This window comes from Streptomyces lunalinharesii (genome assembly GCF_039532155.1).
In the GTDB taxonomy this organism is placed as follows: Bacteria; Actinomycetota; Actinomycetes; order Streptomycetales; family Streptomycetaceae; genus Streptomyces; species Streptomyces lunalinharesii.
In genome coordinates this window covers 95765-117743 of sequence record NZ_BAAARK010000020.1, presented here as the reverse complement: position 1 = coordinate 117743, position 21979 = coordinate 95765, and the positions used below count along the sequence as shown (strand labels likewise).

The following is a 21979-nucleotide window of genomic DNA, read 5'->3' as shown; positions in this document are numbered from 1 at the left end:
GCCCCGTGACCCGTACAGGGTAGTGCGTACCGGATACTGGAGCGCATGGCTTACGACGATCTGCGCTCCCTGCTGCGGGCCCTGGAGCGCGAGGGCGACCTGACGCGCATCAAGGCCGAGGTCGACCCGCACCTGGAGGTCGGCGAGATCGTGGACCGGGTGCAGAAGGCCGGCGGGCCGGCGCTGCTCTTCGAGAACGTCAAGGGCTCGTCGATGCCGCTGGCCATGAACGTCTACGGCACCGACCGCCGCCTGTTGAAGGCGCTCGGCCTCACGGCGTACGAGGACATCAGCGGCAAGATCGGCGGGCTGCTCAAGCCCGAACTCCCGCACGGCTTCGTCGGCGTGCGCGAGGCGTTCGGCAAGCTCGCCAACATGACGCACGTCCCGCCGAAGAAGGTCAAGGGCGAGGCGCCCGTCCAGGAGGTCGTGCTCACCGGCGACGACGTCGACCTGGAGAAGCTGCCCGCGCTGTTCACCTGGCCCAAGGACGGCGGGTCCTTCTTCAACCTCGGCCTGACCCACACCAAGCACCCCGAGACCGGCGTCCGCAACCTCGGCCTCTACCGCCTCCAGCGCCACGACGCGCGCACCATCGGGATGCACTGGCAGATCCACAAGGACAGCCGCAACCACTACCAGGTCGCCGCCCGGCGCGGCGAGCGGCTGCCGGTCGCCATCGCCTTCGGCTGCCCGCCGGCGGTGACCTACGCCTCGACCGCGCCGCTGCCCGGCGACATCGACGAGTACCTCTTCGCCGGCTTCCTCCAGGGCAAGCGGATCGAGATGGTGGACTGCAAGACCGTCCCGCTCCAGGTCCCGGCGCACGCCGAGGTCGTCATCGAGGGCTGGTTGGAGCCCGGCGAGATGCTGCCGGAGGGCCCGTTCGGCGACCACACCGGCTTCTACACGCCGCAGGAGCCCTTCCCGGCGCTGAAGATCGACTGCGTGACGATGCGGAAGCGTCCGCTGCTCCAGTCGATCGTGGTGGGCCGCCCGCCGACCGAGGACGGGCCGCTGGGCCGGGCCACCGAGCGGTTCTTCCTCCCGCTCCTGAAGATCATCGTGCCGGACATCGTGGACTACCACCTCCCCGAGTCCGGCGGCTTCCACAACTGTGCGATCGTCTCGATCGACAAGAAGTACCCCAAGCACGCCCAGAAGGTCATGCACGCCATCTGGGGCGCCCACATGATGTCGCTGACCAAGCTGATCGTCGTGGTCGACGCGGACTGCGACGTGCACGACCTCCACGAGGTCTCCTGGCGGGCGCTGGGCAACACCGACTACGCCCGCGACCTGACCGTCGTCGAGGGCCCCGTCGACCACCTCGACCACGCCTCCTACCAGCAGTTCTGGGGTGGCAAGGCGGGCATCGACGCCACCAGGAAGTGGCCCGAGGAGGGCTACACCCGCGACGGCGGCTGGCCGGACATGGTCGAGTCGGACCCGAGGACCGCGGCGCTGGTCGACCGCCGCTGGAAGGAGTACGGGCTGTGAGCGAGCCTGGCGAGCCGACGATCAACAGGTGCGTGCCGTGCGCGTACCGGGCCGAGCGCAGTGAGGTTCCCGCATGAGTGCATCCGCCGCCGCGGTACCGCAGCCGGGCAGGACGCGGGCCTTCCTGCGGCTCGTCGTCATCGAGCACTCGGTCTTCGCGCTGCCCTTCGCCTACATCGCGGCCTTCACCGCGATGCACCAGCTCGACGGGAACGTCCACTGGGTCCGGCTGCTGCTCGTCACCGTCGCCATGGTCGGCCTGCGCACCTTCGCGATGGCCGCCAACCGCATCATCGACCGGGAGATCGACGCCCGTAACCCGCGCACGGCCGGGCGCGAACTGGTCACCGGCGCGGTGTCGGTGCGCTCCGCCTGGACCGGTGCGCTGGTCGCGGTGGTGGTTTTCCTGGGCGCGGCCGCGCTGCTCAACCCGCTGTGCCTGGCGCTGGCGCCGGTCGCCGTGGTCCCGATGGTCGTCTATCCCTACGGGAAGCGCTTCACCAACTTCCCGCACGCGATCCTGGGCCTGGCCCAGGCGATCGCCCCGGTCGGCGCCTGGCTCGCGGTCACCGGTTCGTGGTCGTGGGAGTCGGTGATCCTCGGTCTCGCGGTCGGCATCTGGATCGGCGGCTTCGACCTGATCTACGCCTGCCAGGACGTCGAGGCGGACCGCCGCAACGGCGTGCTGTCCGTACCGGCCCGCTTCGGCGTGCCGGGCGCGCTGTGGGGCGCCCGCTGGTGCCACGTCGTCACCACCGCGCTGCTGGCGTGGTACGGCGTCGCGATCGGCGCCGGGGTCTTCTTCTGGATCGGTCTGGTGATCGTGGCGGTGGCGTTCTGCTACGAGCACGCGATCGTGCGCCCGCACGACACCTCGCGGCTCAACCGGGCGTTCTTCCAGGTCAACAGCTTCATCGGGATCGCGCTGTTCGTCTGCGCGCTGCTCGACCTGTTCGTCCGCGGCCTGACGCCCTGATCGCCCCGTCGCCCTGACGCCCGGCCGGTCGGCCCGTGCCGGGCGGCCGGGCGCTCGGCCGTGGATAGGCCCCCGCACAGGTACGGGTACGGGTACGTACCCCTGCGCCGTACTACCGGCCGGGTATGACCACGCCCCCGGCCGTCGCCTGCCCCCGCTCGCGCAGGACGACCGCGGCCAGTATCCCGCCGATCAGCCCGAACAGGTGGGCCTGCCAGCTGATCCCGCTGGTGGTGGGCAGCGCGCCCCACAGGATCGAGCCGTAGACCAGGGCGACGCCCACCCCGATCCCGATGTCCAGCGCCTTGCGCTCGATGAAGCCGCGGACCAGCAGGTAGCCGAAGAGCCCGAAGACCACGCCGGAGGCGCCCGCGGTGTTGCTGTGCGGCGCGGCGGTCAGCCACACGCCGAGCCCGCTGACGACGATGATCAGCAGGGCCGCGGCCAGGAACCGCCGGATGCCGCTGCGCAGCGCGGCGACGAAGCCCAGCACCAGCAGCGGCAGGGTGTTGGCGGCCAGATGGCCGAAGCCGAAGTGGAGGAAGGCGGCCGGGATCACGTCCACCAGCTCGGCCGGATCGCGGGGCTGGATGCCGAAGGCGTCCAGGGCGTTGCCGCTGAGGGTGTCCACGCCCTCCAGGACCCACAGCAGCGCGACCCAGCCCAGCATCAGCAGGAGCGCGGGTCTGGCCCGTGCGGTGCGCGGTGTCATCTTCCGCCCCCTCGTTCTCGGCGTCTGCGGTCGGCTCCCCGGCGGCGTGCCGGCGCACAGGTAGTAACGGCCGTGACGGCCCCGACGGTTCCGCCGGATAGGCTCGATCCGTGGAGCCGCCGCACAACGACACCAGCAAGAACGCCAGCGCCGACAACGACAGCGCCGAGCCGGACCCGGTCCGCCGACCGTGGGTCGTCGGGGTCTCCGGCGCGTCCGGGACGCCGTACGCCGCCTCCGTGCTGCGCGGGTTGCTCGCGGCCGGGGAGGCGGTGGACCTCGTCGTCAGTCGGGCGTCGCGGCTGACCTTGATGGACGAGACCCGGATCGCCTTCCGGGACGCGCACTGGCGCACCGACCTGCGGGAGTGGCTGGCGCGCGGCGCGGACGGCAAGCCGGACACCTTCCCCGTGACCGAGGAGGCGCTGGCGGGGGTCCGCTACTGGCCGGCCGGCGATCTGGCCGCGGGGCCGTCGTCGGGGTCGTATCCGGCGAAGGGGATGGTGATCGTCCCGGCGAGCACGGCGTGCGTGGCCGGTGTGGCGCTGGGACTGTCGAAGGACTTGTTGCAGCGGGTGGCGAGCGTGACGCTCAAGGAGCGGCGGCCGCTGGTCGTCGCGGTGCGGGAGACCCCGCTGAACGGCCCGACGCTGAAGCATCTGGTGGCGCTGGACGAGGCGGGCGCCGTGGTGCTGCCCGCCTCTCCGGCGTTCTACGCGGGTGCGACGCACATCCAGGATCTGGTGGACTTCGTCGCGGGCCGGGTGCTCGATGCGGCTCAGGTGCCGCACGGGCTGTACCGGCGGTGGGAAGGGGAGCTGGGGGGCGGCTCCAAGAGGGAGGCCCCGAAGGCTCGTTAGCGCTTCTTGGCGGCGGCGCGGCCCAGGCGGCGTCGTGCCCGCGAGGTCGCGGGCTGCTGGGCGGCACGGGAACGATTGGCCTGGTCCTGCAGCTCACGCATGCGGGCGTAGGCCATCTCGATCGAGTACACGGTGACAACTCCTGTTGAAAGATCGACCTTGATCATTCTAAATGAATCACAGGGCTCGGACCCTGTATGCCTTAGATTCTACATGCAGAACGCAGAAACGCGGAAAGATTGGAAGGCTTGAGGGCATGGACGCGGTGGATAGGCAGCTCATCCAGGCACTTCGCGAGAACGGCAGGGCCTCGTACGCGGAGCTCGGCCGGCTCGTCGGCCTCTCCGGCCCCAGCGTCACGGACCGGATCAACCGCCTCGAAGCGGCCGGGGTGATCACCGGATACCGCGCGACGGTCGACGCCGCCTCGCTCGGACTCGGCGTCACCGCACTGGTCGGCATCTCCCTGTCGGACGCCGCCGACCACGAGGACGTCGCCCGCCGGCTCAAGGACCTCGAAGAGATCGAGGACTGCTGGTTCATCGCCGGCGACGACTCCTACATGCTCAAGGTGCGGGTCGGCGACGTCGACGGGCTGGAGCGCACCATCCGGCGGCTGTCCGGCACCAAGGGCGTCTCCCGTACGCGGACCACGATCGTGCTCTCCACCAAGTGGGAGAACCGTGTCGGCGAACTCCCCGAGCAGGTCGACTGAGCCGGGCGCGCACCGGGGGCGGGCGGCGGCGCCGGGGCAGTTCCCAGGGGTCGCCGCCCGCCGTGGAACCGGGGGAGTAGGCTCGGCGAAGCCCGTTTTTCGTAGGAAACGGCCAGCGTTTCACGTGAAACGGCCGGTGACAGACAGAGATGGTGGGAGGCGACCAGATGACTGCGTCGATGGATGCCGGCCTCAAGCGTGAGCTGGAGGCGAAGGTCCGCGCCGGCGAACGGCTGACCCGCGAGGACGGAATCGCCCTCTACGAGTCCGACGACCTGGCCTGGCTGGGCGGTCTCGCCCACGAGGTGCGGACCCGCAAGAACGGCGACGTCGTCCACTTCAACGTCAACCGTCACCTCAACATGACCAACGTGTGCACCGCGTCCTGCGCGTACTGCTCGTTCCAGCGCAAGCCGGGCGAGAAGGACGCGTACACGATGCGCATCGAGGAGGCCGTCCGCCTCGCCAAGGCGATGGAGAACGAGAACCTCACCGAGCTGCACATCGTCAACGGCCTGCACCCGACCCTGCCGTGGCGCTACTACCCGCGCTCGCTGCGGGAGCTGAAGAAGGCGCTGCCGGAGGTCTCGCTCAAGGCGTTCACCGCCACCGAGATCCACCACTTCGAGACCATCTCCGGCCTGTCCGCCTCCGAGATCCTGGACGAGCTGATCGACGCCGGCCTGGAGTCGCTGACCGGCGGCGGCGCCGAGATCTTCGACTGGGAGGTCCGGCAGCACATCGTCGACCACGCCACCCACTGGGAGGACTGGTCGCGGATCCACCGCCTCGCCCACGAAAAGGGCCTCAAGACCCCTGCCACGATGCTCTACGGGCACATCGAGGAGCCCCGCCACCGCGTCGACCACGTCCTGCGGCTGCGTGAACTCCAGGACGAGACCGGGGGCTTCCAGGTCTTCATCCCGCTGCGCTACCAGCACGACTTCGTCGACATGCAGGACGGCAAGGTCCGCAACAAGCTCCAGGCGCGGACCACGATGGCCAGCGGCGCCGAGGCCCTGAAGACCTTCGCGGTCTCCCGGCTGCTCTTCGACAACGTCCCGCACGTCAAGGTCTTCTGGGTGATGCACGGCGTGCAGACCGCCCAGCTCGCGCTCCAGCACGGCGCGGACGACATGGACGGCTCGGTCGTCGAGTACAAGATCACGCACGACGCGGACAACTACGGCACGCCGAACAAGCTCACCCGCGACGACCTGCTGGAGCTGATCCGCGACGCCGGCTTCCGCCCCGTCGAGCGCAACACCCGCTACGAGACGCTCCGCGAGTACCCCGGCCCGGACGCCGAGCGCCGCGAGTCCCCGCAGCCGATGCGGCTCTGACGCCACTTCGGCCCCATGGGCCCCCGGTAGGGTCCGCTCCATGAGCGTGCGCTTCGAGCTGGACCCTGCCGTCACCCCGGAAGTCCGCGACGGGATCCGCGCGCTGTGGGCGGACGTCGCCAATGCGGGCGGCGCGGTCGGCCTGGTCCCGCCGGTGACCCCCGAGGACGTCCGCCCCGACCTCGTCCGCCACCTCCTGGCGCTCACCGAGGGCCGCGAACGGCTGCTCATCGGCCGGGACGCCGGAGGCCGGGTCGTGGCCACCGCGTTCCTCACGCTCAACTGGCACCGGATGTCCACCCACTGGCTGTGGGTCTACACCGTGATGGTCCACCCGGACCTCCAGGGCCGGGGCGTCGGCCGCGCCCTGATGGCCGCGGTCGCCGACGCGGCCCGCGGCATCGACGACATCATCGGCCTGCGCCTCACCTGCCGCGGCGGCACCGGCCTGCGCCGCTTCTACGAGTCCTGCGGCTACCAGGAGATCGGCCGCGCCCCCCGCGCCATCAAGCTCGCCGACGGCGACTTCCGCGACGACGTCACCATGTGGCTGGACCTGGCCTGAAGCGCCCCCGGCCGGGGGCCCGGAAGATCGCCCAGCGTCCTGTGCTTGACTGGACGGAGACCCTTTCGGTTGCCGTTGAGAAGAAGGTCCCGACCGTGAGTAGCCCCAAGTTCGCCACGCTCCGCTACACCGCCCTTCGCATCGGCCTGTTCGTTGCCAGCTTCGCCGTGGTGTGGGTGCTGGCGTACTTCCGGATCATTCCGCTCGGCGTCGGCAGCTCCAACACCGTCTGGCTGCTCCTCCTCGCCATCGTGATCTCCGCGCCGCTCAGCTTCGTGCTGCTGCGCAAGCAGCGGGACGCGATGTCCGAACAGATCGTGGCCAAGGTGGACCGCCAGAAGGAGCGCCTCGTGGCCAACCAGCGCATGGAGGACGGGCTGTAGGCCCCGCCCGTCCCGCCGCCGGACTGTAAGACGCGTCACGTCGACGCGCGGTCCGGCCCCCACGACTGCCCGGCGCCCGGTGCACGGAGTCCCAACTCCCTGCACCGGGCGCCGTTTTGTGCTTTCCGGCCGGTTTCGAGGCGCTCGGCCTCCCTGTCCCCCAACCCAAAGATTTTCTTTGGGTTCCTCAAAGTTAAAGTGTTAACGTTCTTGCCATGAAGACCGCAGCTGCGCCCTCGAACCCCATGAGCGTCCCGCTCGTGGTGCGCCTGCACGTCGATCTTTGCCGCTGTATGTCCGCGGCCTGTTGCCGCCGCTGACACGTCCCCCCAGCGGCCGGAGATCCTGCTCGTACGTACGGACCTCCTGGCGCCACGTCATGCCGTTCCCGACGCCCCGCGTCCTCACGCCTTCCCCGTCTCCGGAGTGTGTCCGTTGTCCACGTCTGCCCAGACCCCCGCGCCCGCCGGGGCGCCCCAGAGCCCGAAGACCTCCCGAATACCCAAGATCCCGTTCTGGGTGCAGATCCTGGCCGGCCTCGTCCTCGGCGTGCTGCTCGGCTGGGCCGCCAAGAGCGGCGACATCGGTTGGCTCGGCTCCACCCTGGAGCACGTCGGCGACCTCTTCGTCCAGCTGCTGAAGCTGGCCGTCGCCCCCCTGGTGTTCTTCGCGATCCTGGTCTCGATCACCAACCTGCGGCAGGTCAACAACGCCGCGCGGCTGGCCACCCGCACCCTGCTGTGGTTCATGGTCACCTCGCTCATCGCGGTGGCGATCGGCCTGGCCATCGGCCTGCTGACGCACCCCGGCGCGGGCACCGGGCTGACCCCCAAGGACGGCAAGCTCCCCCAGCACACCGGCTCCTGGATCGACTTCCTCACCGGCATCGTCCCCACCGACGTCATCACGCCGTTCACCGAGCTCAACGTCCTGCAGATCGTCTTCATCGCGGCCGTCGCCGGCATCGCCGCGCTGCAGCTCGGCGAGAAGGCCGAGCCGGTCCTCAAGCTCAGCCGCGCCACCCTGGAACTGCTCCAGAAGGCGCTGTGGTGGGTCATCCGCCTGGCCCCGATCGGCACCGTCGGCCTCATCGGCCACGCCATCGCCACCTACGGCTGGAACCTCATCGGCAAGTACGCGACCTTCACCGTCGACATCTACGTCGGCTGCGCGCTGGTCCTCTTCGTCGTCTACCCGCTGCTGCTCTCCACCGTCGCCAAGGTCAACCCGCTGCAGTTCTTCCGCGGCGCCTGGCCCGCCATCCAGCTGGCCTTCGTCTCCCGCTCCTCGGTCGGCACCATGCCGGTCACCCAGAAGGTCACCGAGCGCCTCGGCGTGCCGAAGGAGTACGCCTCCTTCGCGGTGCCGTTCGGTTCGACGACCAAGATGGACGGCTGCGCCTCGATCTACCCGGCGATCGCCGCGATCTTCATCGCGCAGATCTTCGACGTGCACCTGAGCATCGCCGACTACGTCCTGATCGCCTTCGTCTCGGTCATCGGCTCCGCCGCCACCGCCGGCCTCACCGGCGCCACGGTCATGCTGACCCTGACCCTCTCCACGCTGGGCCTGCCCCTGGAGGGCGTCGGCCTGCTCATGGCGATTGACCCGATCCTGGACATGATGCGGACCGCCACCAACGTGGCCGGCCAGGCCGTCATCCCGATCCTGGTCTCGGCCCGGGAGAACATCCTGGACCGCGACGCCTACGCCCGTGCGACCAGCATCAGCATCGGCGACACCGGCGCCGACGCCGAGGCCACCGGGCCCGCCGCCGAGCGCGAGCCGGCCCCGGCCGCGGCCTGACGCCACCCGCCGGGGTCCGACCCCGCAGCATCCGCAACGCCCCCGCGGCCCGTACGAGGCCGCGGGGGCGCTGTCGTGCGCGGCGGCGCGCACCACGTCAGCGGGCGCCCGCCGCCGCGCCGGTGTGCGCCAGGATCGCCGCCACCAGCGGACGGTGCACCGCCGGCGGCAGCGCGTGCCCCATCCCCTCGACCTCCACCAGCCGCGCGCCCCGCACCGCCTGTGCGAGGTGCTGCGGGTGCGGCGGCGGGAACACCGGCTCGGCCGGGGCGCAGACCACCAGCGTCGGCACGGCGGTGCGCGCCAGTTCGTCGGTGCGGAGCATCCCGCCGTCGTCGGCGCGCCCGTGGGCGGTGCCCACGCGGTGGTGCCCGGTGTGCGCGACGACCCGGCGCTCCAGGTCGCGGAAGAACGCCGCGTCGAACGGCAACCGCCCGCCGCCGAGCACCCGCCAGTGCGCGATCCGGCGCTCGATCTCGGCCGCTTCGCCGTGGTCCACCACCGGCCGGGCCCACATCTCCAGCACCTCTGGGGCGATGCCCGGCAACGCGTCCACCGGGACGGTGGAACCGTCGGGCCGGGTGTACGGGACGGTGCTGAGGGCGCAGGTGCCCATCAGCGTGGCGCTGAGCACCCGGTCGGGGTGGTCGGCGAGGAGCAGCTGCGCCAACATGCCGCCCAGCGACAGCCCGACCACGTGTGCCCGCTCGACGCCGAGCCCGTCCAGCACGGCGAGCGCATCGGCGGCCAGGTCCGTGATCCGGTACGGACGGTCCTCGAACGACCAGGTGGAGCGGCCGGTGTCCCGGTGGTCGTAACGGATCACCCGGTGGTGCGCGGCCAGTGCGTCCACCAGCGGCTCCGGCCAGCCGACGCCGGTGGCCTGCGCGCCCATGACCAGCAGCAGCGCCGGCGCGTCGACGGGTCCCCGCTGCTCGGTCCACAGCCGGATCCCCGGAGCGACCTCGACGAACTGCTCGTACACCGTCGTCCCTCGTTGCTGCACCATGCGTGGACCTCCTCGCCCTCAACGAAACGAACCGTAGCGTCTCGCCTTGTCTCACATCATGTCAAGCGAGCGGGCGCGGAGGACGAAGATCGTAAACTTACTTTGCGGTAAATGCCGCAAAGGGGTGTGCTGACGGAGGGGCTTGAGGGTGGGAGCTGCCAAGCGCAAGCGGGTGCCGCGGGCGGTCCGGGAGCAGCAGATGATGGACGCCGCGGTGCGGACGTTCGCGCGGTGCGGGTACCGGGCCGCATCCATGGACGAGATCGCCGAACGCGCCGGCGTCTCCAAGCCCCTGGTCTACCTCTACCTCCACTCCAAGGAAGACCTCTTCGGCGCGGTCGTCCGGCGCGAGTCCGCGGCGCTGGTGGCGGCCGTGACCGCGGCCGTCGAACCGGGCGCCGCCGCCGACCGCCAGCTCTGGAGCGGCCTGGCCGGCTTCTTCGCGCACACCGCCGCACACCCCGACGGCTGGGCGGTGCTGCACCAGCAGGCGCGGGCCCAGGGGGAGCCGTTCGTCGTCGAAGTGGCCGCCATGCGGGCGGAGATCGTCCGGTTCGTCACGGGCCTGATCGGCGCCGCCGCGAAGGAGGCCGGCTGCGCCGGCGAACTGGCCGACCGCGAGGCGGCCGGCCTGGCCCACGCCCTGGTCGGCGCCGCCGAATCCCTCGCCGAGTGGGTCAACGCCCCTACGGCGGAGGGCACTTCGTCCGCCGTAGGCGCCGCACCGGACCGCCCCACGGCCGAGGAGGCCGCCGGCACCCTGATGAACTTCGCCTGGACCGGCCTCGACCGTCGCATGCGCGGCGCACGCTGGGCGCCGGCCTGACCGGACCGGCGGGCCGTCACCGCCCCCCGGCCGCACGGGAATTGCCCTGCACGGGCATTGGCTAGCCCCGTGCCCCCGGCGTAAATTTACCGCGCAGTAAGGTTACCGTCGGGTCAGCGCCGAGAGTGGCCGGCACCTTGCTGCATCCACCGCGTTCCGGTCGACCGCGCCCACCCCGTCGCCGTCGCCGCGCCCCACCCCGTCGCCGCGGCCCACCCCGCCCGCGCCACCACCGGGACCGCGCCACCGGACCGCCGCCGTCCGGCAACCGCAACCGGGGCGGCGGGCGAGCCGCCCGCGGCGCGGGTGTCCCCGCCCGCACGGCGCGCGAGCCGACGACGCGGCGCGGCCACGGTCCCGCACCCCCTCTCCCCCCTGCAACACCAGCGCGCAACACCGAGGAGCCGCTCGTGTTCGACCACCCCACCGCACCCCCGACCACCCCCGCCCCGCGCCTCACCCCGCCCCGCACCACGCTGCACGACGGCACCGGCCGCGCCGCCGCCGTGCCCCCGCTCGCCCCACCCGTCCGCACCGGCTCACTGGGCGACATCCCCTTCACCAACGCCGCCGAGGACCCGGAAGCGACCGTCCTCTCCCGCAAACAGCCCGACGGAACCTGGCACGACGTCACCGCCGCCGCGTTCGCCGCCGAGGTCCGCGCCGTCGCCAAGGGCCTGATCGCGCACGGCCTCCGCCCCGGCGACCGGCTCGCGATCATGGCCCGGACGACCTACGAGTGGACCCTCCTCGACTTCGCCGCCTGGGCCGCCGGCCTGGTCACCGTCCCCCTCTACCCGACCTCCTCCGCCCACCAGGCGCAGTGGATCCTGCACGACTCGACGGCCCGCGCCTGCGCCGTCGAGGCCGTCGACGAGGCCCGGCTGATCAGCCAGCTCCGCGGCCGGCTCCCGGCCCTGGACCACCTGTGGCAGTTCAGCACCGGCGCCGTCGCCCAACTCGTCGACGCCGGCCGCGACCTTCCCGACGAGGTCGTGGACGAACGCCGCGCCACCCTCACCCCGCACGTCCTGGCCACCCTCGTCTACACCTCCGGCACCACCGGCAACCCCAAGGGCTGCGCCCTCACCCACGCCAACTTCTTCGCCGAGGTCGACAACGCCATCGCCCTGCTCCACCCGGTCTTCACGTCGGTCAGCGAGGAGCCCGCCGCCACCCTCCTCTTCCTCCCCCTCGCGCACGTCTTCGGCCGCATGGTCGCCGTCGGCTGCCTGCGCGCCCGGGTCCGCCTCGGGCACGCCGCCAGCATGCAGACCGACGAACTCCTCGCCGACCTCGCGGCCTTCCGCCCCACCTTCCTCCTGGCCATCCCGTACGTCCTGGAGAAGGTCTTCAACACCGGCCGCGCCACCGCGGAGAAGACGGGCCGGGCCGCCTCCTTCGACCGCGCGGCCCGCATCGCCCGCGCCTACGGGGAGGCCGTCGAGGCCCGCGAACACGGGACGGGCCCCGGCCCCGGCCTCACCCTCAAGGTCGCCCGCACGCTCTACGACCCACTGGTCTACCGCCGGATCCGGGCCGCCCTCGGGGGCCGGGTCCGCTACGCGATCAGCGGCGGCTCGCCCCTGGGCCACCGCCTCGCCGCCTTCTACTCCGGCGCCGGCATCGAGGTCTTCGAGGGCTACGGCCTGACGGAGACCACCGCCGCGAGCACCCTCACCCCGCCGCTGCGCCCGCGGATCGGCACGGTCGGCTGGCCGCTGCCCGGCAGCGCCGTCCGCATCGCCGACGACGGCGAGGTCCTGCTCCGCGGCCCGCACGTCTTCGCCGGCTACTGGGACGGCGCCCGCAACGCCGTCCGTCCGGTCACCGACCAGGACGGTTGGCTGGCCACCGGCGACCTCGGAGCGCTCGACGCCGACGGCTACCTCACCCTCACCGGCCGCAAGAAGGAGATCATCGTGACCAGCGGGGGCAAGAACGTCGCCCCCGCGCCCCTGGAGGACCGGCTCCGCGCCCACCCCCTCGTCGGCCCGTGCATGGTCGTCGGCGACGACCGCCCCTACGTCACCGCCCTGCTCACGCTGGACCCCGACGGCCTCGCCCACTGGCGCCAGATGACCAAGAAGCGCGACGTGCCGCTCGCCGAACTCGTCCGCGACGAGCGCCTCCTCGCCGACCTGCAGACCGCCGTCGACGACGCCAACCAGCTCGTCTCCCGCGCCGAGTCGATCCGCCGCTTCGCCGTCCTCACGGCGGAGTTCTCCGAGCGGACCGGCCACCTCACCCCGTCCCTCAAACTCCGCCGCGCCGCCGTGGCCCGTGACTTCGCCCACGAAATCTCCCGGCTTTACCAAAGGGAGTGAAAGGGAGTGACCGGGTTTGCGAAAGGGTTCGACCCGGCTCTGGAGCCACGGCCCTCGGCGCGTCAAACTGGAACCCCCGTGTCACCTCTGTGGGGGAGGTGGCACGGGGCCTTTCCGCCTGCCGGGCGCCCGTCGGCCCCGCGCGGCCGGCGGCGCCCCCTCACCGCGGGGGCAGGGCCACCGCGGTCTGCATCTGGCACGAGTTGCACCAAAACGCCCACCCGTTGGCGTCCACGGACCGCGATCCGCACGCCAGACAGGGATCCCCGACGAAGCTCGCCGCCACCCACGCACCGGCCGACGCGGCCCGCCGCCCCGCGGCCGCCCGCTCCTCGGCGAAGCAGGGGATGCACACGCCGCCCTCCCGGCCGGGCAACTTCATCGGCCGCAACCCGCAGACGGCGCACGGGAGTCTGCCGACGTACTGCGCGTCCAGGCCGACCGGCTTGTCGCTTCTGCTGAAGGCCACCATCGTCTGCGTCCGCCTCCTCTATGCCAGGACGGTTCCGGTGCCGGCGCAGCCGGAGCACTGCGTGGTGACCTTGTGGCCGCCGGGGGTCTCCCACTCGACGGTGCCCGCACCGCCGCAGTCCGGACACGGCTTCTGCGGGGGCATGCTCTCGCTCATTCTGCCCACGGTAGGACGTGTCATGTGGCCGTGTGACCACTTTCCGTGATCGCGGCCCTCGGTACCGCAATCGCCAAGTGCGGCTTCCCATTTGGACCGGTGGCCCGGTTTTTCCCCAGGTGCCCGAATTCGGAGAGCGGGCGCCCGTAAGGAGCGCGGGCCGGGGCCGCGAGCCCGGGAAGTGCGCAGGCCAGGGTGGTGTCGTGGGCGCGCGCGGCGGTCGGGGCGGTGGGCCGCGACGGGAATTGGGGGAGATTTCCCGGGCCGCGTGATTCCCGGTAATCCGCAATCCGATCTTCCGGGTCTTGCGGTGGCGGGATATTTGCGGGGGCGTTCCGTCGTGGGGGAATTATTCGTTCCGTATCCGGCCGTGGTGATCCTCGGCGGGGGCACCGGGAGCGGGGGCCGGCCGGGAGGAGGGGCGGCGCCAGGCGGCGGGCGATCCGTGCCATGCGCCGTGCCGCGGTGGGCCACGGCGGCTATTCACTTGGTATTCATTTTTCCGGCATGCCGGCGGGCGGGGAAACCGGGCGGCGGCCAGAGGACACGAAAGGCTGTACAAAAAGGGCAGGAGCCCCACTCTCCGCCCGAAGGCGGAGGGGGGCTCCTTGGGTGCTACTGGTCAATCACATGAGAAAGACCGGAGCGGGTGATTAGGCCGGGCTGACGTTCTCCGCCTGCGGGCCCTTCGGACCCTGGGTGACGTCGAAGGTGACCTGCTGGTTCTCCTCGAGGGAGCGGAAACCGGCGGCGTTGATCGCGGAGTAGTGGACGAAGACATCCGGGCCGCCGCCGTCCTGGGCGATGAAGCCGAAGCCCTTTTCAGCGTTGAACCACTTGACGGTTCCGGTAGCCATGAGCCCTCCTTGGGCCAAAGGGTTGCCCTGCTCCAGAACCTGCGAAGAAGTCTGAAAACTACAAAAGCCTGCGGGTTACATGCTCCGCAGGCTCTGTACTGCAAGGGAAACCAAACTGCAACTTGGCTTGAGCCTAGCACGGTGTGCTCCGGAGGTGGAAGAGCCAAAGATCACGTTTGGCTCTGAGCAGGAATGGCAACACCGGGCCCCGGCGTCCGGTACTGGGACCGACGGGTCTAGCCTCCGCATGTGGACAATTCAACCTTCGGAGACGCACCCGCGGGCACCGACGCAGACCACCGTCGCAGCCGGCCGCGAGTGGGCCACATCCAGTTCCTGAACTGCCTGCCCCTTTACTGGGGCCTGGCCCGCACGGGCACCCTCCTCGACCTGGACCTCACCAAGGACACCCCCGAGAAGCTCAGCGAGCGCCTGGTGCGCGGGGAGCTCGACATCGCGCCGATCACGCTCGTCGAGTTCCTCCGGGCCGCCGACGACCTCGTGGCCTTCCCGGACCTCGCGGTCGGCTGCGACGGGCCGGTCATGTCCTGTGTGATCGTCTCGCAGAAGCCGTTGGACCAGCTGGACGGCGCCCGGGTCGCCCTCGGGTCGACCTCGCGGACCTCCGTGCGGCTGGCGCAGCTGCTGCTCGCCGAGAAGATCGGCGTGCAGCCGGAATACTTCACCTGCCCGCCGGACCTCGGGCTGATGATGCAGGAGGCCGAGGCGGCGGTGCTGATCGGCGACGCCGCGCTCCGCGCCAACCTGCACGACGCCCCCAGGCTCGGCCTGGAGGTCCACGACCTGGGCCAGATGTGGAAGGACTGGACGGGGCTGCCGTTCGTCTTCGCCGTCTGGGCGGCCCGGCGCGACTACCTGGAGCGCGAGCCGGAGGTGGTCCACGAGGTGCACGAGGCGTTCCTGGCCTCGCGGGACCTCTCGCTGGAGGAGGTCGGCAAGGTCGCCGAGCAGGCCGCCCGCTGGGAGCACTTCGACGAGGCGCTGCTGGAGCGGTACTTCACCACCCTGGACTTCCGGTTCGGACCGGACCAGCTGCGCGGGGTCACGGAGTTCGCCCGCCGGGTGGGGCCGACCACCGGGTTCCCGGCCGACGTGAAGGTGGAACTGCTCGCGGCGGGCGCCGACGCCCTCGCCTAGGCCGCGCCGCGCTGCCGGGCCGGATGCCGTCCCGTCCGGCCGCGCGGACTACGGCGCCGGTGCCGGCGTCGGGCCGAGCAGGACCCGGCTGACGGCCTCCAGGCTCTCGTTGCGCATCCCGCGCAGATAGCTGCGGGCGTTGTGGCCGCCGCCCTCGATGACGTGCAGCCGGGCGTGCACCGGTCCCTTGGCGTACCGCTCGACGAACCGCTCCAGGTTGGCCCGGCCGCTCTCCTGGGTGCCGACCTGGAACTGCACGTAGACGTCCGGGGCGCCGGGGCGGGCGGCCAGGCGCTGCGCCAGCAGCTCCGGGTCGTTGGCCCGCATCTCCGCCCGGTGGCCGCGCCACAGCGGGGAGTCGGGGCGGGTGTCCGGGCCGCTGGCGATCACCGCCTTGAACCGGTCAGGGTGTTGGAGGACCTGCTTCAGGGCCGCGAACCCACCGGACGAGGAGCCCATGAACGCCCAGCCGTCGCGGCTGGTGAACGTCCGGAAGTTGGCCCTGACCAGGTCGGGGACGTCGTCGGACAGCCACGTGCCCATCTTCGGCTGCCCCGGGATGTCGCTGCCGTCGTAGTAGCGCTTGGCGGGGTTGAGGACCGGCATCACGACGAGGAACGGCCGGCCGCGGCCCAGGGCCGCCAGGTCGGTGACGGTCTGCTGGAGCTTGTGGCCGGTCGCCGCCCAGTAGTTGTCGGGGTGGCCGTAACCGCCCGGCAGGGCGATCAGGACCGGGAACGCGCTGCCGCGGTAGCGCTCCTCGTAGTACTCCTTGGGCGCCCAGACCCACACCTTTCCGGTGAAACCGGACTTCCCGCCGTGCAGGGTGGTGACGCCGATCTTGGTGCCGTCGCCGAGGGTGGCGGCCGTCCGGAACTCGGCCGGCGGACCGCTCGGCATCCGGACCGCCGGCTGCACCGCGGACGCCTGCACCTGACCCGGTGCCCCGTCGGGCAGCGCACGGCTGAACGACATCGGCTCCCCGGTGTCGTTGAGCACGTCCAGGTACTTCACGGTCGGATAGGCGCAGAGGCCGACCACGGCCACCGCGCCGGTCAGGAAGGACGCGCGCCAGCGCGGGAGTCGGGCCGACCGCCGAGCCCCGTCGGGCCGGGCGGAACGGCCGCGTCCGAGGAAGCGACCGCGCCGCATCAGGCCGCGCCGTCCGCGATGGTCCTCCCGGCGCGGGTCGTGGGAACGGTCCCCGGAGGTGCGGTGCATGGCGTTCTCCCGATCTGCCGATGGACGGGCCCTGGGCCAGGAGGTGCGGGGCGGATGGTCGGCTTGCGCCCTGTTTGATGCGGAAAGCGGGCCCGAGGGTTTCGGCGATCCGACATGACCTGAGTCATAAGCTGGTGCCGCCGTCTTGGAGGGGGAGGCGCCATGGAACCGCTGGCCGACGGGGACCCACGGGTCCTGGGCGGATACCGGCTGCTCGGCCGCCTGGGCGCGGGCGGCATGGGCCGCGTCTACCTGGGGCGCAGCGCCGGCGGACGGACCGTCGCGGTGAAGGCCGTGCACGCCCAGTACGCCGCCGACGAGCAGTTCCGGGCCCGCTTCAGGCGCGAGGTCGCCTCGGCGCGCCGGGTCGGCGGCGCCTGGACCGCGCCCGTCCTGGACGCCGACCCCGACGCCGCGGTGCCCTGGGTCGCCACCGGCTACGTCGCCGGCCCCTCGCTGGCCCGCGCGGTCGCCGACCACGGCCCGCTCGCCGACCGTGCGGTGCGGGCCCTGGGCGCCGGACTGGCCGAGGCGCTCACCGCGGTGCACGCGCTGGGCCTCGTCCACCGGGACGTCAAGCCCTCCAACGTGCTGTTGACCCTGGACGGGCCCCGGCTGATCGACTTCGGGATCGCGCGGGCCACGGACGGCACCGCCTCCCTGACCTCCACCGGGGTCTCCGTCGGCTCGCCCGGCTACATGGCGCCCGAGCAGGTCCTGGGCAAGGGGGCCGGGGCCAGGGCCGACGTCTTCTCCCTGGGGGCGGTGCTGGTGTACGCGGCCACCGGGGCCGGCCCGTTCCTCGGGGACTCGTCCGCCGCGCTGCTCTACAAGGTGGTGCACGAGGAACCCGAACTGGGGCCGGAACTCATCGGCGACCTGAGGGAGTTGGTGGTCGCCTGCCTGGCCAAGGAGCCCGTCCGGCGGCCGGCCCCCGAAACGGTCGCGGCCCGGCTCGCCGGCGCCGGGGGCGCGGCCGAACTGGTGCGCGCCGGCTGGCTGCCGGGCCCCCTGGTCGAGCAGGTCAGCCGCCAGGCGGTGGCCCTGCTCGACCTGGACGCGGCGGCGGATTCCGGTGCGGGGACGGGGGACGCGGCGTCCGGGGCGTGGGCGTCCGGTCCGCTCTCCGGTCCCGTTTCCGCGCTGGCTTCCGGCCCCGGCGGCTCCGGGACGGCCTCCGGGCTGATCCCGTTCGACCCGCGGGCGCAGAGCGGCGGACCGGCCACGCAGCCGGGGGCGGGCGGGGCGGCCTCCACCGGGCCCGCGCCCGTACCGCCGCCGCCCGGAACTCCGCCCGGTGCCCTCCACGGGCCACCGCCGGGGCCTTTGCCACCGGCCTGGCCGGCGGCCGGCGCCCCGCACGCCGCGGACGCGCCCCCACCACCGCCCACGCCCCCGGCCGCGCCCTTCGCCCCTTCCCCGTCCGGCCTCGCCGAGCTGCCGACCGGCTCCGCGGCGTCCTCGGCCGCCGGCCCCAAGGAGCGGCGGATCGCGCTCACCGGTGCGCTCGGCGGCAAGGAGCGGCCCCGGCGGATGAGCTGCACCCTGGTGCTCTCGGTGGCCGGCGCGCTGGCGGTCGCCACCACCACCGCGGTGTTCTTCGGCGTGCTCAAGGGGCCGGGGGGCGGCGGCTCGGCCGCCGAGCCGCCGTCCGGGGGCCGCCCGACGGTCGGGTCCCCCGCGCCGACCGCCGCCGGCGGCGTTCCGAAGGGCTTCCTCGGCACCTGGAGCGGCACCGTCACCATGGCGAACGGGATCCCCAACGGCACCATGACCAGCGTCATCAAGGCCGGCCACGAGGGCGACGTCGTCGTGCGGACCACCTACGACGTGGTGCTGCTGCGGTGCCAGGCCGCGTCGAAGCTGGTGTCGGCCACCGGCGACCGGCTCGTCCTGCGGGAGAGCCCCGACGGCAAACAGGGGCCGGGGTGCACGGGCAACACCTCCACCGTGACGTACGTCCTGGGCAAGGACGGCTCGCTCTCCTTCACCTCGGACGACGAGCGGGGCGGCACCCCGAAGGCCACCCTGACGAGGAGCGGCGGCTGAGCGGCGGGCCGGCCGGCGGAGTAGCAGGCCGGCGGCCCGGCCCGCGAACCGGCCCCCACCGGCGGTGTCGGGCCCCTGGCGTACGCTGGTTGGCGGTCCTGCTTTTTGCAGTGCTCGCTGTCTGTCCGCCTCCGAAAGGGACGCCCCGGTGACCGAGAACGCCGACCTCAAGACCATTGATGTCACCGCCGTACTCGACCGCGCCGCGCAGGGCGGCCGCATCACGCCCGAGGAGGCGCTCGAGCTCTACCGCTCCGCGCCGTTGCACGCGCTGGGCCAGGCCGCCGACGCCGTGCGCCGCCGTCGTTACGCCGGCACGGAGCACATCGCGACGTACATCATCGAGCGCAACATCAACTACACCAACGTCTGTGTGACGGCGTGCAAGTTCTGCGCCTTCTACGCCGCCCCCAAGGACACCGAGAAGGGCTGGACCCGCGACCTCGACGACATCCTGCGGCGCTGCGCGGAGACCGTCGAACTGGGCGGCACCCAGATCATGTTCCAGGGCGGCCACCACCCGGACTACGGCGTCGAGTACTACGAAGAGCACTTCTCGGCGATCAAGAAGGCGTTCCCGCAGCTGGTCATCCACTCCCTCGGCGCCTCCGAGATCGAGCACATGGCGCGGATCTCGAAGGTCTCCGCCGAGGAGGCGATCTCCCGGATCCACGCCGCGGGCCTGGACTCCTTCGCGGGCGCCGGCGCCGAACTCCTCCCCGCCCGCCCCCGCAAGGCGATCGCGCCGCTGAAGGAGTCCGGCGAGCGCTGGCTGGAGATCATGGAGGCGGCGCACCGGCTCGGCGTCGAGTCGACGTCCACGATGCTGATGGGCACCGGCGAGACCAACGCCGAGCGCATCGAGCACCTGCGGATGATCCGCGACGTCCAGGACCGCACCGGCGGCTTCCGCGCCTTCATCCCGTACACCTACCAGCCGGAGAACAACCACCTGAAGGGGCGGACGCAGGCCACCCTCTTCGAGTACCTCCGCATGATCGCCATCGCCCGGCTCTTCCTCGACAACGTCGCCCACATCCAGGGCTCGTGGCTGACCACCGGCAAGGAGGTCGGCCAGCTGTCGCTGCACTACGGCGCGGACGACCTCGGCTCGATCATGCTGGAGGAGAACGTGGTCTCCTCGGCCGGCGCCAAGCACCGCTCCAACCGCCAGGAGATCATCGACCTGATCCGCAAGGCGGGCCGGGTGCCGGCGCAGCGCGCGACGACGTACGAGCACCTCGTCGTGCACGACGACCCGGCCAACGACCCGGTCGACGACCGCGTCGTCTCGCACCTCTCCTCGACGGCCATCGAGGGCGGCACCGCCCACCCGGAACTGAAGCTCGTCGACGCCAACTGACCACCCGCGACGGGGCGCCGACCGTAGAGGGACGCTGACGAGACCGGATGTTGACGCTCCACAAGGTGCGGGCCGTGCGGCCCGCAGCCACTGAGGACGCCGAGCCGCTTCCCGGCTACGCGGTCGTCGTCGACGGCGACCGGCTGGCCGCCGTCGGACCGTACGAGGAGCTGGCGGCGGCCTACGGGAGCGCCCGGATCCGGGAGTGGGACGGGGTGCTGACCCCCGGCCGCCACGAACCGGACGGTGCGGCGCTCCTGGAGGCCGCCTACCACCCCGATCCGCGCGAGGCCGACGAGCTGGGCACCGCGCCGCTGACCGGTGCGGCGCTGGCCGCCCTCCCGATGTCGGAAACCCGCTGGGGCGCGAGCGCCCGGCGTGGCCTGCAGCGCCTGTTGGCCGCCGGCACCACCTCGCTGGCCGGCCCGTTCGCCCGCCCCGCGGTCCGCACCGCGGTCCAACGTTCCGGCCTCGGCCGGAGCGACGGCCGGCCCCCGGCTCCCCTCGCCCCCGGCGCCCCGGCCGACTTCGCCGTCTTCGCCCCCGACGGCAGCTGCCTGGCCACCGTCCTCGCCGGCCGCCTGGTCCACCGCCGCCGCTGACCGCGCGCCGGGACGCCGGTTCCGCGCGCCCGGGCGCCCCGTCAGGGACCCGTCAAGGCGGACCCGTCGCACGTCAGGGCGGTGTCAACGGAAGCGGAGTGACGGATTCAGGCCGGCAAGATCGTGTTCGCGGGGACGGCCGTCACCCGGCCGCTCACGATGCGTCACGCACCGCTCGACCGCCCGGAATGCCAGAGGGGGGCACGACGGCCGTCCCCGACCAACCGTCCGGCCGCCGGCCGGGGCGGTGCCGGGGGCCGGCGGCGCACGGTGGACAATGGCCCGGTGACCCGAGCATCCCTGGACAAGCAGCCGCACGAAGTCGCCGCGATGTTCGACGACGTGGCGGCACGGTACGACCTCACCAACGACGTGCTCTCCCTGGGCCAGGCGCGGCTCTGGCGCAAGGAGGTGGACCGCGCGGTGGCCGCGCGGCCCGCCGAGCGGGTGCTCGACCTCGCGGCCGGGACCGGCACCTCCTCGCTGCCGTTCACGCGGTCCGGGGCCTACGTCGTGCCGTGCGACTTCTCGGTCGGCATGCTGCGGGAGGGCAAGAAGCGGCACCCGTGGCTGCCGCTCACGGCGGGGGACGGGACCCGGCTGCCGTTCGCCGACGCAGTCTTCGACGCCGTCACGATCTCCTTCGGGCTGCGCAACATCCAGGACACCGGGGCCGCGTTGGCCGAGCTGTACCGGGTCACCAAGCCCGGTGGGCGCGTGGTGATCTGCGAGTTCAGCGAGCCGACCTGGGCGCCGTTCAGGACCGTCTACACCGAGTACCTGATGCGGGCGCTGCCGCCGGTCGCCCGGGCGGTCAGCAGCAACCCGGACGCGTACGTCTACCTCGCGGAGTCCATCCGCACCTGGCCCAACCAGCCGGAGCTGGCCGCCCGCCTCCAGGGCGCGGGCTGGACCGAGGTCGCCTGGCGCAACCTGACCGGCGGGATCGTGGCGCTGCACCGGGGCACCAAGCCGGTCGAGGGCTGAGCCGCAGCGCCCGGCCGGCCCGGGGCGCGGAAGCGACGGAGGGCCCGTCCCGACCGTGGAACCACGGTCGGGACGGGCCCTCCGACGTGCTG

At 72.3% G+C, this 21979-nt stretch carries 22 protein-coding genes; 15 read left to right on the top strand and 7 right to left on the bottom strand.

Going from position 1 to position 21979, the window contains the following annotated elements:
• The first annotated feature begins 45 nt into the window (after positions 1 to 45).
• A complete protein-coding gene (locus ABD385_RS26765) occupies positions 46 to 1500 on the top strand; it encodes a menaquinone biosynthesis decarboxylase (protein ID WP_344580726.1) in 1455 nt (484 codons plus the stop codon).
• Positions 1501 to 1573: 73 nt separating this feature from the next.
• Positions 1574 to 2476, top strand: coding sequence for a menaquinone biosynthesis prenyltransferase MqnP (mqnP, locus tag ABD385_RS26760; protein WP_344580723.1), 903 nt, complete (start codon positions 1574 to 1576; stop codon positions 2474 to 2476).
• Between the two features lie 112 nt (positions 2477 to 2588).
• Here mqnP and ABD385_RS26755 read toward each other — a convergent pair whose 3' ends face one another.
• Entirely contained in the window at positions 2589 to 3188 is a 600-nt protein-coding gene (locus tag ABD385_RS26755; protein WP_344580720.1) for a rhomboid family intramembrane serine protease, read from the bottom strand.
• A 110-nt stretch (positions 3189 to 3298) separates the two neighbouring features.
• On the opposite strand from ABD385_RS26755, the gene ABD385_RS26750 reads away from it, so the two are divergent.
• Positions 3299 to 4048 (top strand): UbiX family flavin prenyltransferase, encoded by a 750-nt coding sequence (locus tag ABD385_RS26750; protein WP_344580717.1) that lies wholly within the window; start codon positions 3299 to 3301, stop codon positions 4046 to 4048.
• On the opposite strand, the gene ABD385_RS26745 is transcribed toward ABD385_RS26750, so the two are convergent.
• On the bottom strand, positions 4045 to 4179 hold the full coding sequence (locus tag ABD385_RS26745) for a hypothetical protein (RefSeq protein WP_344580851.1): 135 nt from the start codon (positions 4177 to 4179) through the stop codon (positions 4045 to 4047). The genes ABD385_RS26750 and ABD385_RS26745 overlap by 4 nt on opposite strands.
• Positions 4180 to 4304: 125 nt before the next feature.
• Between ABD385_RS26745 and ABD385_RS26740 the strand changes: the two genes are divergently transcribed.
• The 5 genes from ABD385_RS26740 (at position 4305) to ABD385_RS26720 (ending at position 8860) form a co-directional block, all read left to right on the top strand.
• Positions 4305 to 4763 (top strand): Lrp/AsnC family transcriptional regulator, encoded by a 459-nt coding sequence (locus ABD385_RS26740; RefSeq protein ID WP_344580713.1) that lies wholly within the window; start codon positions 4305 to 4307, stop codon positions 4761 to 4763.
• A 179-nt stretch (positions 4764 to 4942) separates the two neighbouring features.
• Entirely contained in the window at positions 4943 to 6106 is a 1164-nt protein-coding gene (gene mqnE / locus ABD385_RS26735) for an aminofutalosine synthase MqnE (RefSeq protein WP_344580846.1), read from the top strand.
• A 40-nt stretch (positions 6107 to 6146) separates the two neighbouring features.
• Complete coding sequence (locus ABD385_RS26730) at positions 6147 to 6671, top strand: GNAT family N-acetyltransferase (protein WP_344580710.1); 525 nt, start codon at positions 6147 to 6149, stop codon at positions 6669 to 6671.
• A gap of 95 nt (positions 6672 to 6766) precedes the next feature.
• On the top strand, positions 6767 to 7054 hold the full coding sequence (locus ABD385_RS26725; protein ID WP_344580708.1) for a DUF4229 domain-containing protein: 288 nt from the start codon (positions 6767 to 6769) through the stop codon (positions 7052 to 7054).
• A 435-nt stretch (positions 7055 to 7489) separates the two neighbouring features.
• Positions 7490 to 8860, top strand: coding sequence for a dicarboxylate/amino acid:cation symporter (locus tag ABD385_RS26720; protein WP_344580705.1), 1371 nt, complete (start codon positions 7490 to 7492; stop codon positions 8858 to 8860).
• Between the two features lie 97 nt (positions 8861 to 8957).
• Here the strand turns inward: ABD385_RS26720 and ABD385_RS26715 are convergent, their stop codons facing one another.
• Positions 8958 to 9869, bottom strand: a complete 912-nt coding sequence (locus ABD385_RS26715; RefSeq protein WP_344580702.1) for an alpha/beta fold hydrolase — start codon at positions 9867 to 9869, stop codon at positions 8958 to 8960.
• Positions 9870 to 10017: 148 nt separating this feature from the next.
• Here ABD385_RS26715 and ABD385_RS26710 point away from each other — a divergent pair, with 148 nt between their 5' ends.
• Both ABD385_RS26710 and ABD385_RS26705 read left to right on the top strand, forming a co-directional pair.
• A complete protein-coding gene (locus ABD385_RS26710; RefSeq protein ID WP_344580699.1) occupies positions 10018 to 10695 on the top strand; it encodes a TetR/AcrR family transcriptional regulator in 678 nt (225 codons plus the stop codon).
• A gap of 410 nt (positions 10696 to 11105) precedes the next feature.
• On the top strand, positions 11106 to 13022 hold the full coding sequence (locus tag ABD385_RS26705) for an AMP-dependent synthetase/ligase (RefSeq protein ID WP_425585483.1): 1917 nt from the start codon (positions 11106 to 11108) through the stop codon (positions 13020 to 13022).
• Positions 13023 to 13182: 160 nt separating this feature from the next.
• Here ABD385_RS26705 and ABD385_RS26700 read toward each other — a convergent pair whose 3' ends face one another.
• The 3 genes from ABD385_RS26700 to ABD385_RS26690 form a co-directional block, all read right to left on the bottom strand.
• Positions 13183 to 13494 carry a hypothetical protein gene (locus ABD385_RS26700; RefSeq protein ID WP_344580696.1) on the bottom strand — a complete coding sequence of 104 codons (312 nt, stop codon included), beginning with the start codon at positions 13492 to 13494 and terminating at the stop codon, positions 13183 to 13185.
• Between the two features lie 18 nt (positions 13495 to 13512).
• Positions 13513 to 13650: a hypothetical protein gene (locus tag ABD385_RS26695; protein WP_157846767.1), complete on the bottom strand. Its 138-nt coding sequence runs from the start codon at positions 13648 to 13650 to the stop codon at positions 13513 to 13515.
• A 653-nt stretch (positions 13651 to 14303) separates the two neighbouring features.
• Positions 14304 to 14507 (bottom strand): cold-shock protein, encoded by a 204-nt coding sequence (locus ABD385_RS26690; protein ID WP_344580692.1) that lies wholly within the window; start codon positions 14505 to 14507, stop codon positions 14304 to 14306.
• 249 nt (positions 14508 to 14756) lie between these two features.
• Between ABD385_RS26690 and ABD385_RS26685 the strand changes: the two genes are divergently transcribed.
• Positions 14757 to 15665: a menaquinone biosynthetic enzyme MqnA/MqnD family protein gene (locus ABD385_RS26685; RefSeq protein ID WP_344580689.1), complete on the top strand. Its 909-nt coding sequence runs from the start codon at positions 14757 to 14759 to the stop codon at positions 15663 to 15665.
• A 48-nt stretch (positions 15666 to 15713) separates the two neighbouring features.
• Here the strand turns inward: ABD385_RS26685 and ABD385_RS26680 are convergent, their stop codons facing one another.
• Positions 15714 to 16886: an alpha/beta hydrolase gene (locus ABD385_RS26680; protein ID WP_344580688.1), complete on the bottom strand. Its 1173-nt coding sequence runs from the start codon at positions 16884 to 16886 to the stop codon at positions 15714 to 15716.
• 162 nt (positions 16887 to 17048) lie between these two features.
• Here ABD385_RS26680 and ABD385_RS26675 point away from each other — a divergent pair, with 162 nt between their 5' ends.
• The 4 genes from ABD385_RS26675 (at position 17049) to ABD385_RS26660 (ending at position 21887) form a co-directional block, all read left to right on the top strand.
• Positions 17049 to 18935 (top strand): serine/threonine-protein kinase, encoded by a 1887-nt coding sequence (locus ABD385_RS26675; protein WP_344580685.1) that lies wholly within the window; start codon positions 17049 to 17051, stop codon positions 18933 to 18935.
• A gap of 148 nt (positions 18936 to 19083) precedes the next feature.
• On the top strand, positions 19084 to 20298 hold the full coding sequence (gene mqnC, locus ABD385_RS26670) for a cyclic dehypoxanthinyl futalosine synthase (RefSeq protein WP_344580682.1): 1215 nt from the start codon (positions 19084 to 19086) through the stop codon (positions 20296 to 20298).
• A gap of 47 nt (positions 20299 to 20345) precedes the next feature.
• The gene (locus ABD385_RS26665) at positions 20346 to 20900 is read left to right on the top strand and encodes an imidazolonepropionase-like domain-containing protein (protein WP_344580680.1); all 555 of its coding nucleotides are present in this window, start codon (positions 20346 to 20348) and stop codon (positions 20898 to 20900) included.
• A gap of 285 nt (positions 20901 to 21185) precedes the next feature.
• Positions 21186 to 21887, top strand: coding sequence for a demethylmenaquinone methyltransferase (locus tag ABD385_RS26660; protein WP_344580677.1), 702 nt, complete (start codon positions 21186 to 21188; stop codon positions 21885 to 21887).
• Positions 21888 to 21979: the final 92 nt, after the last annotated feature.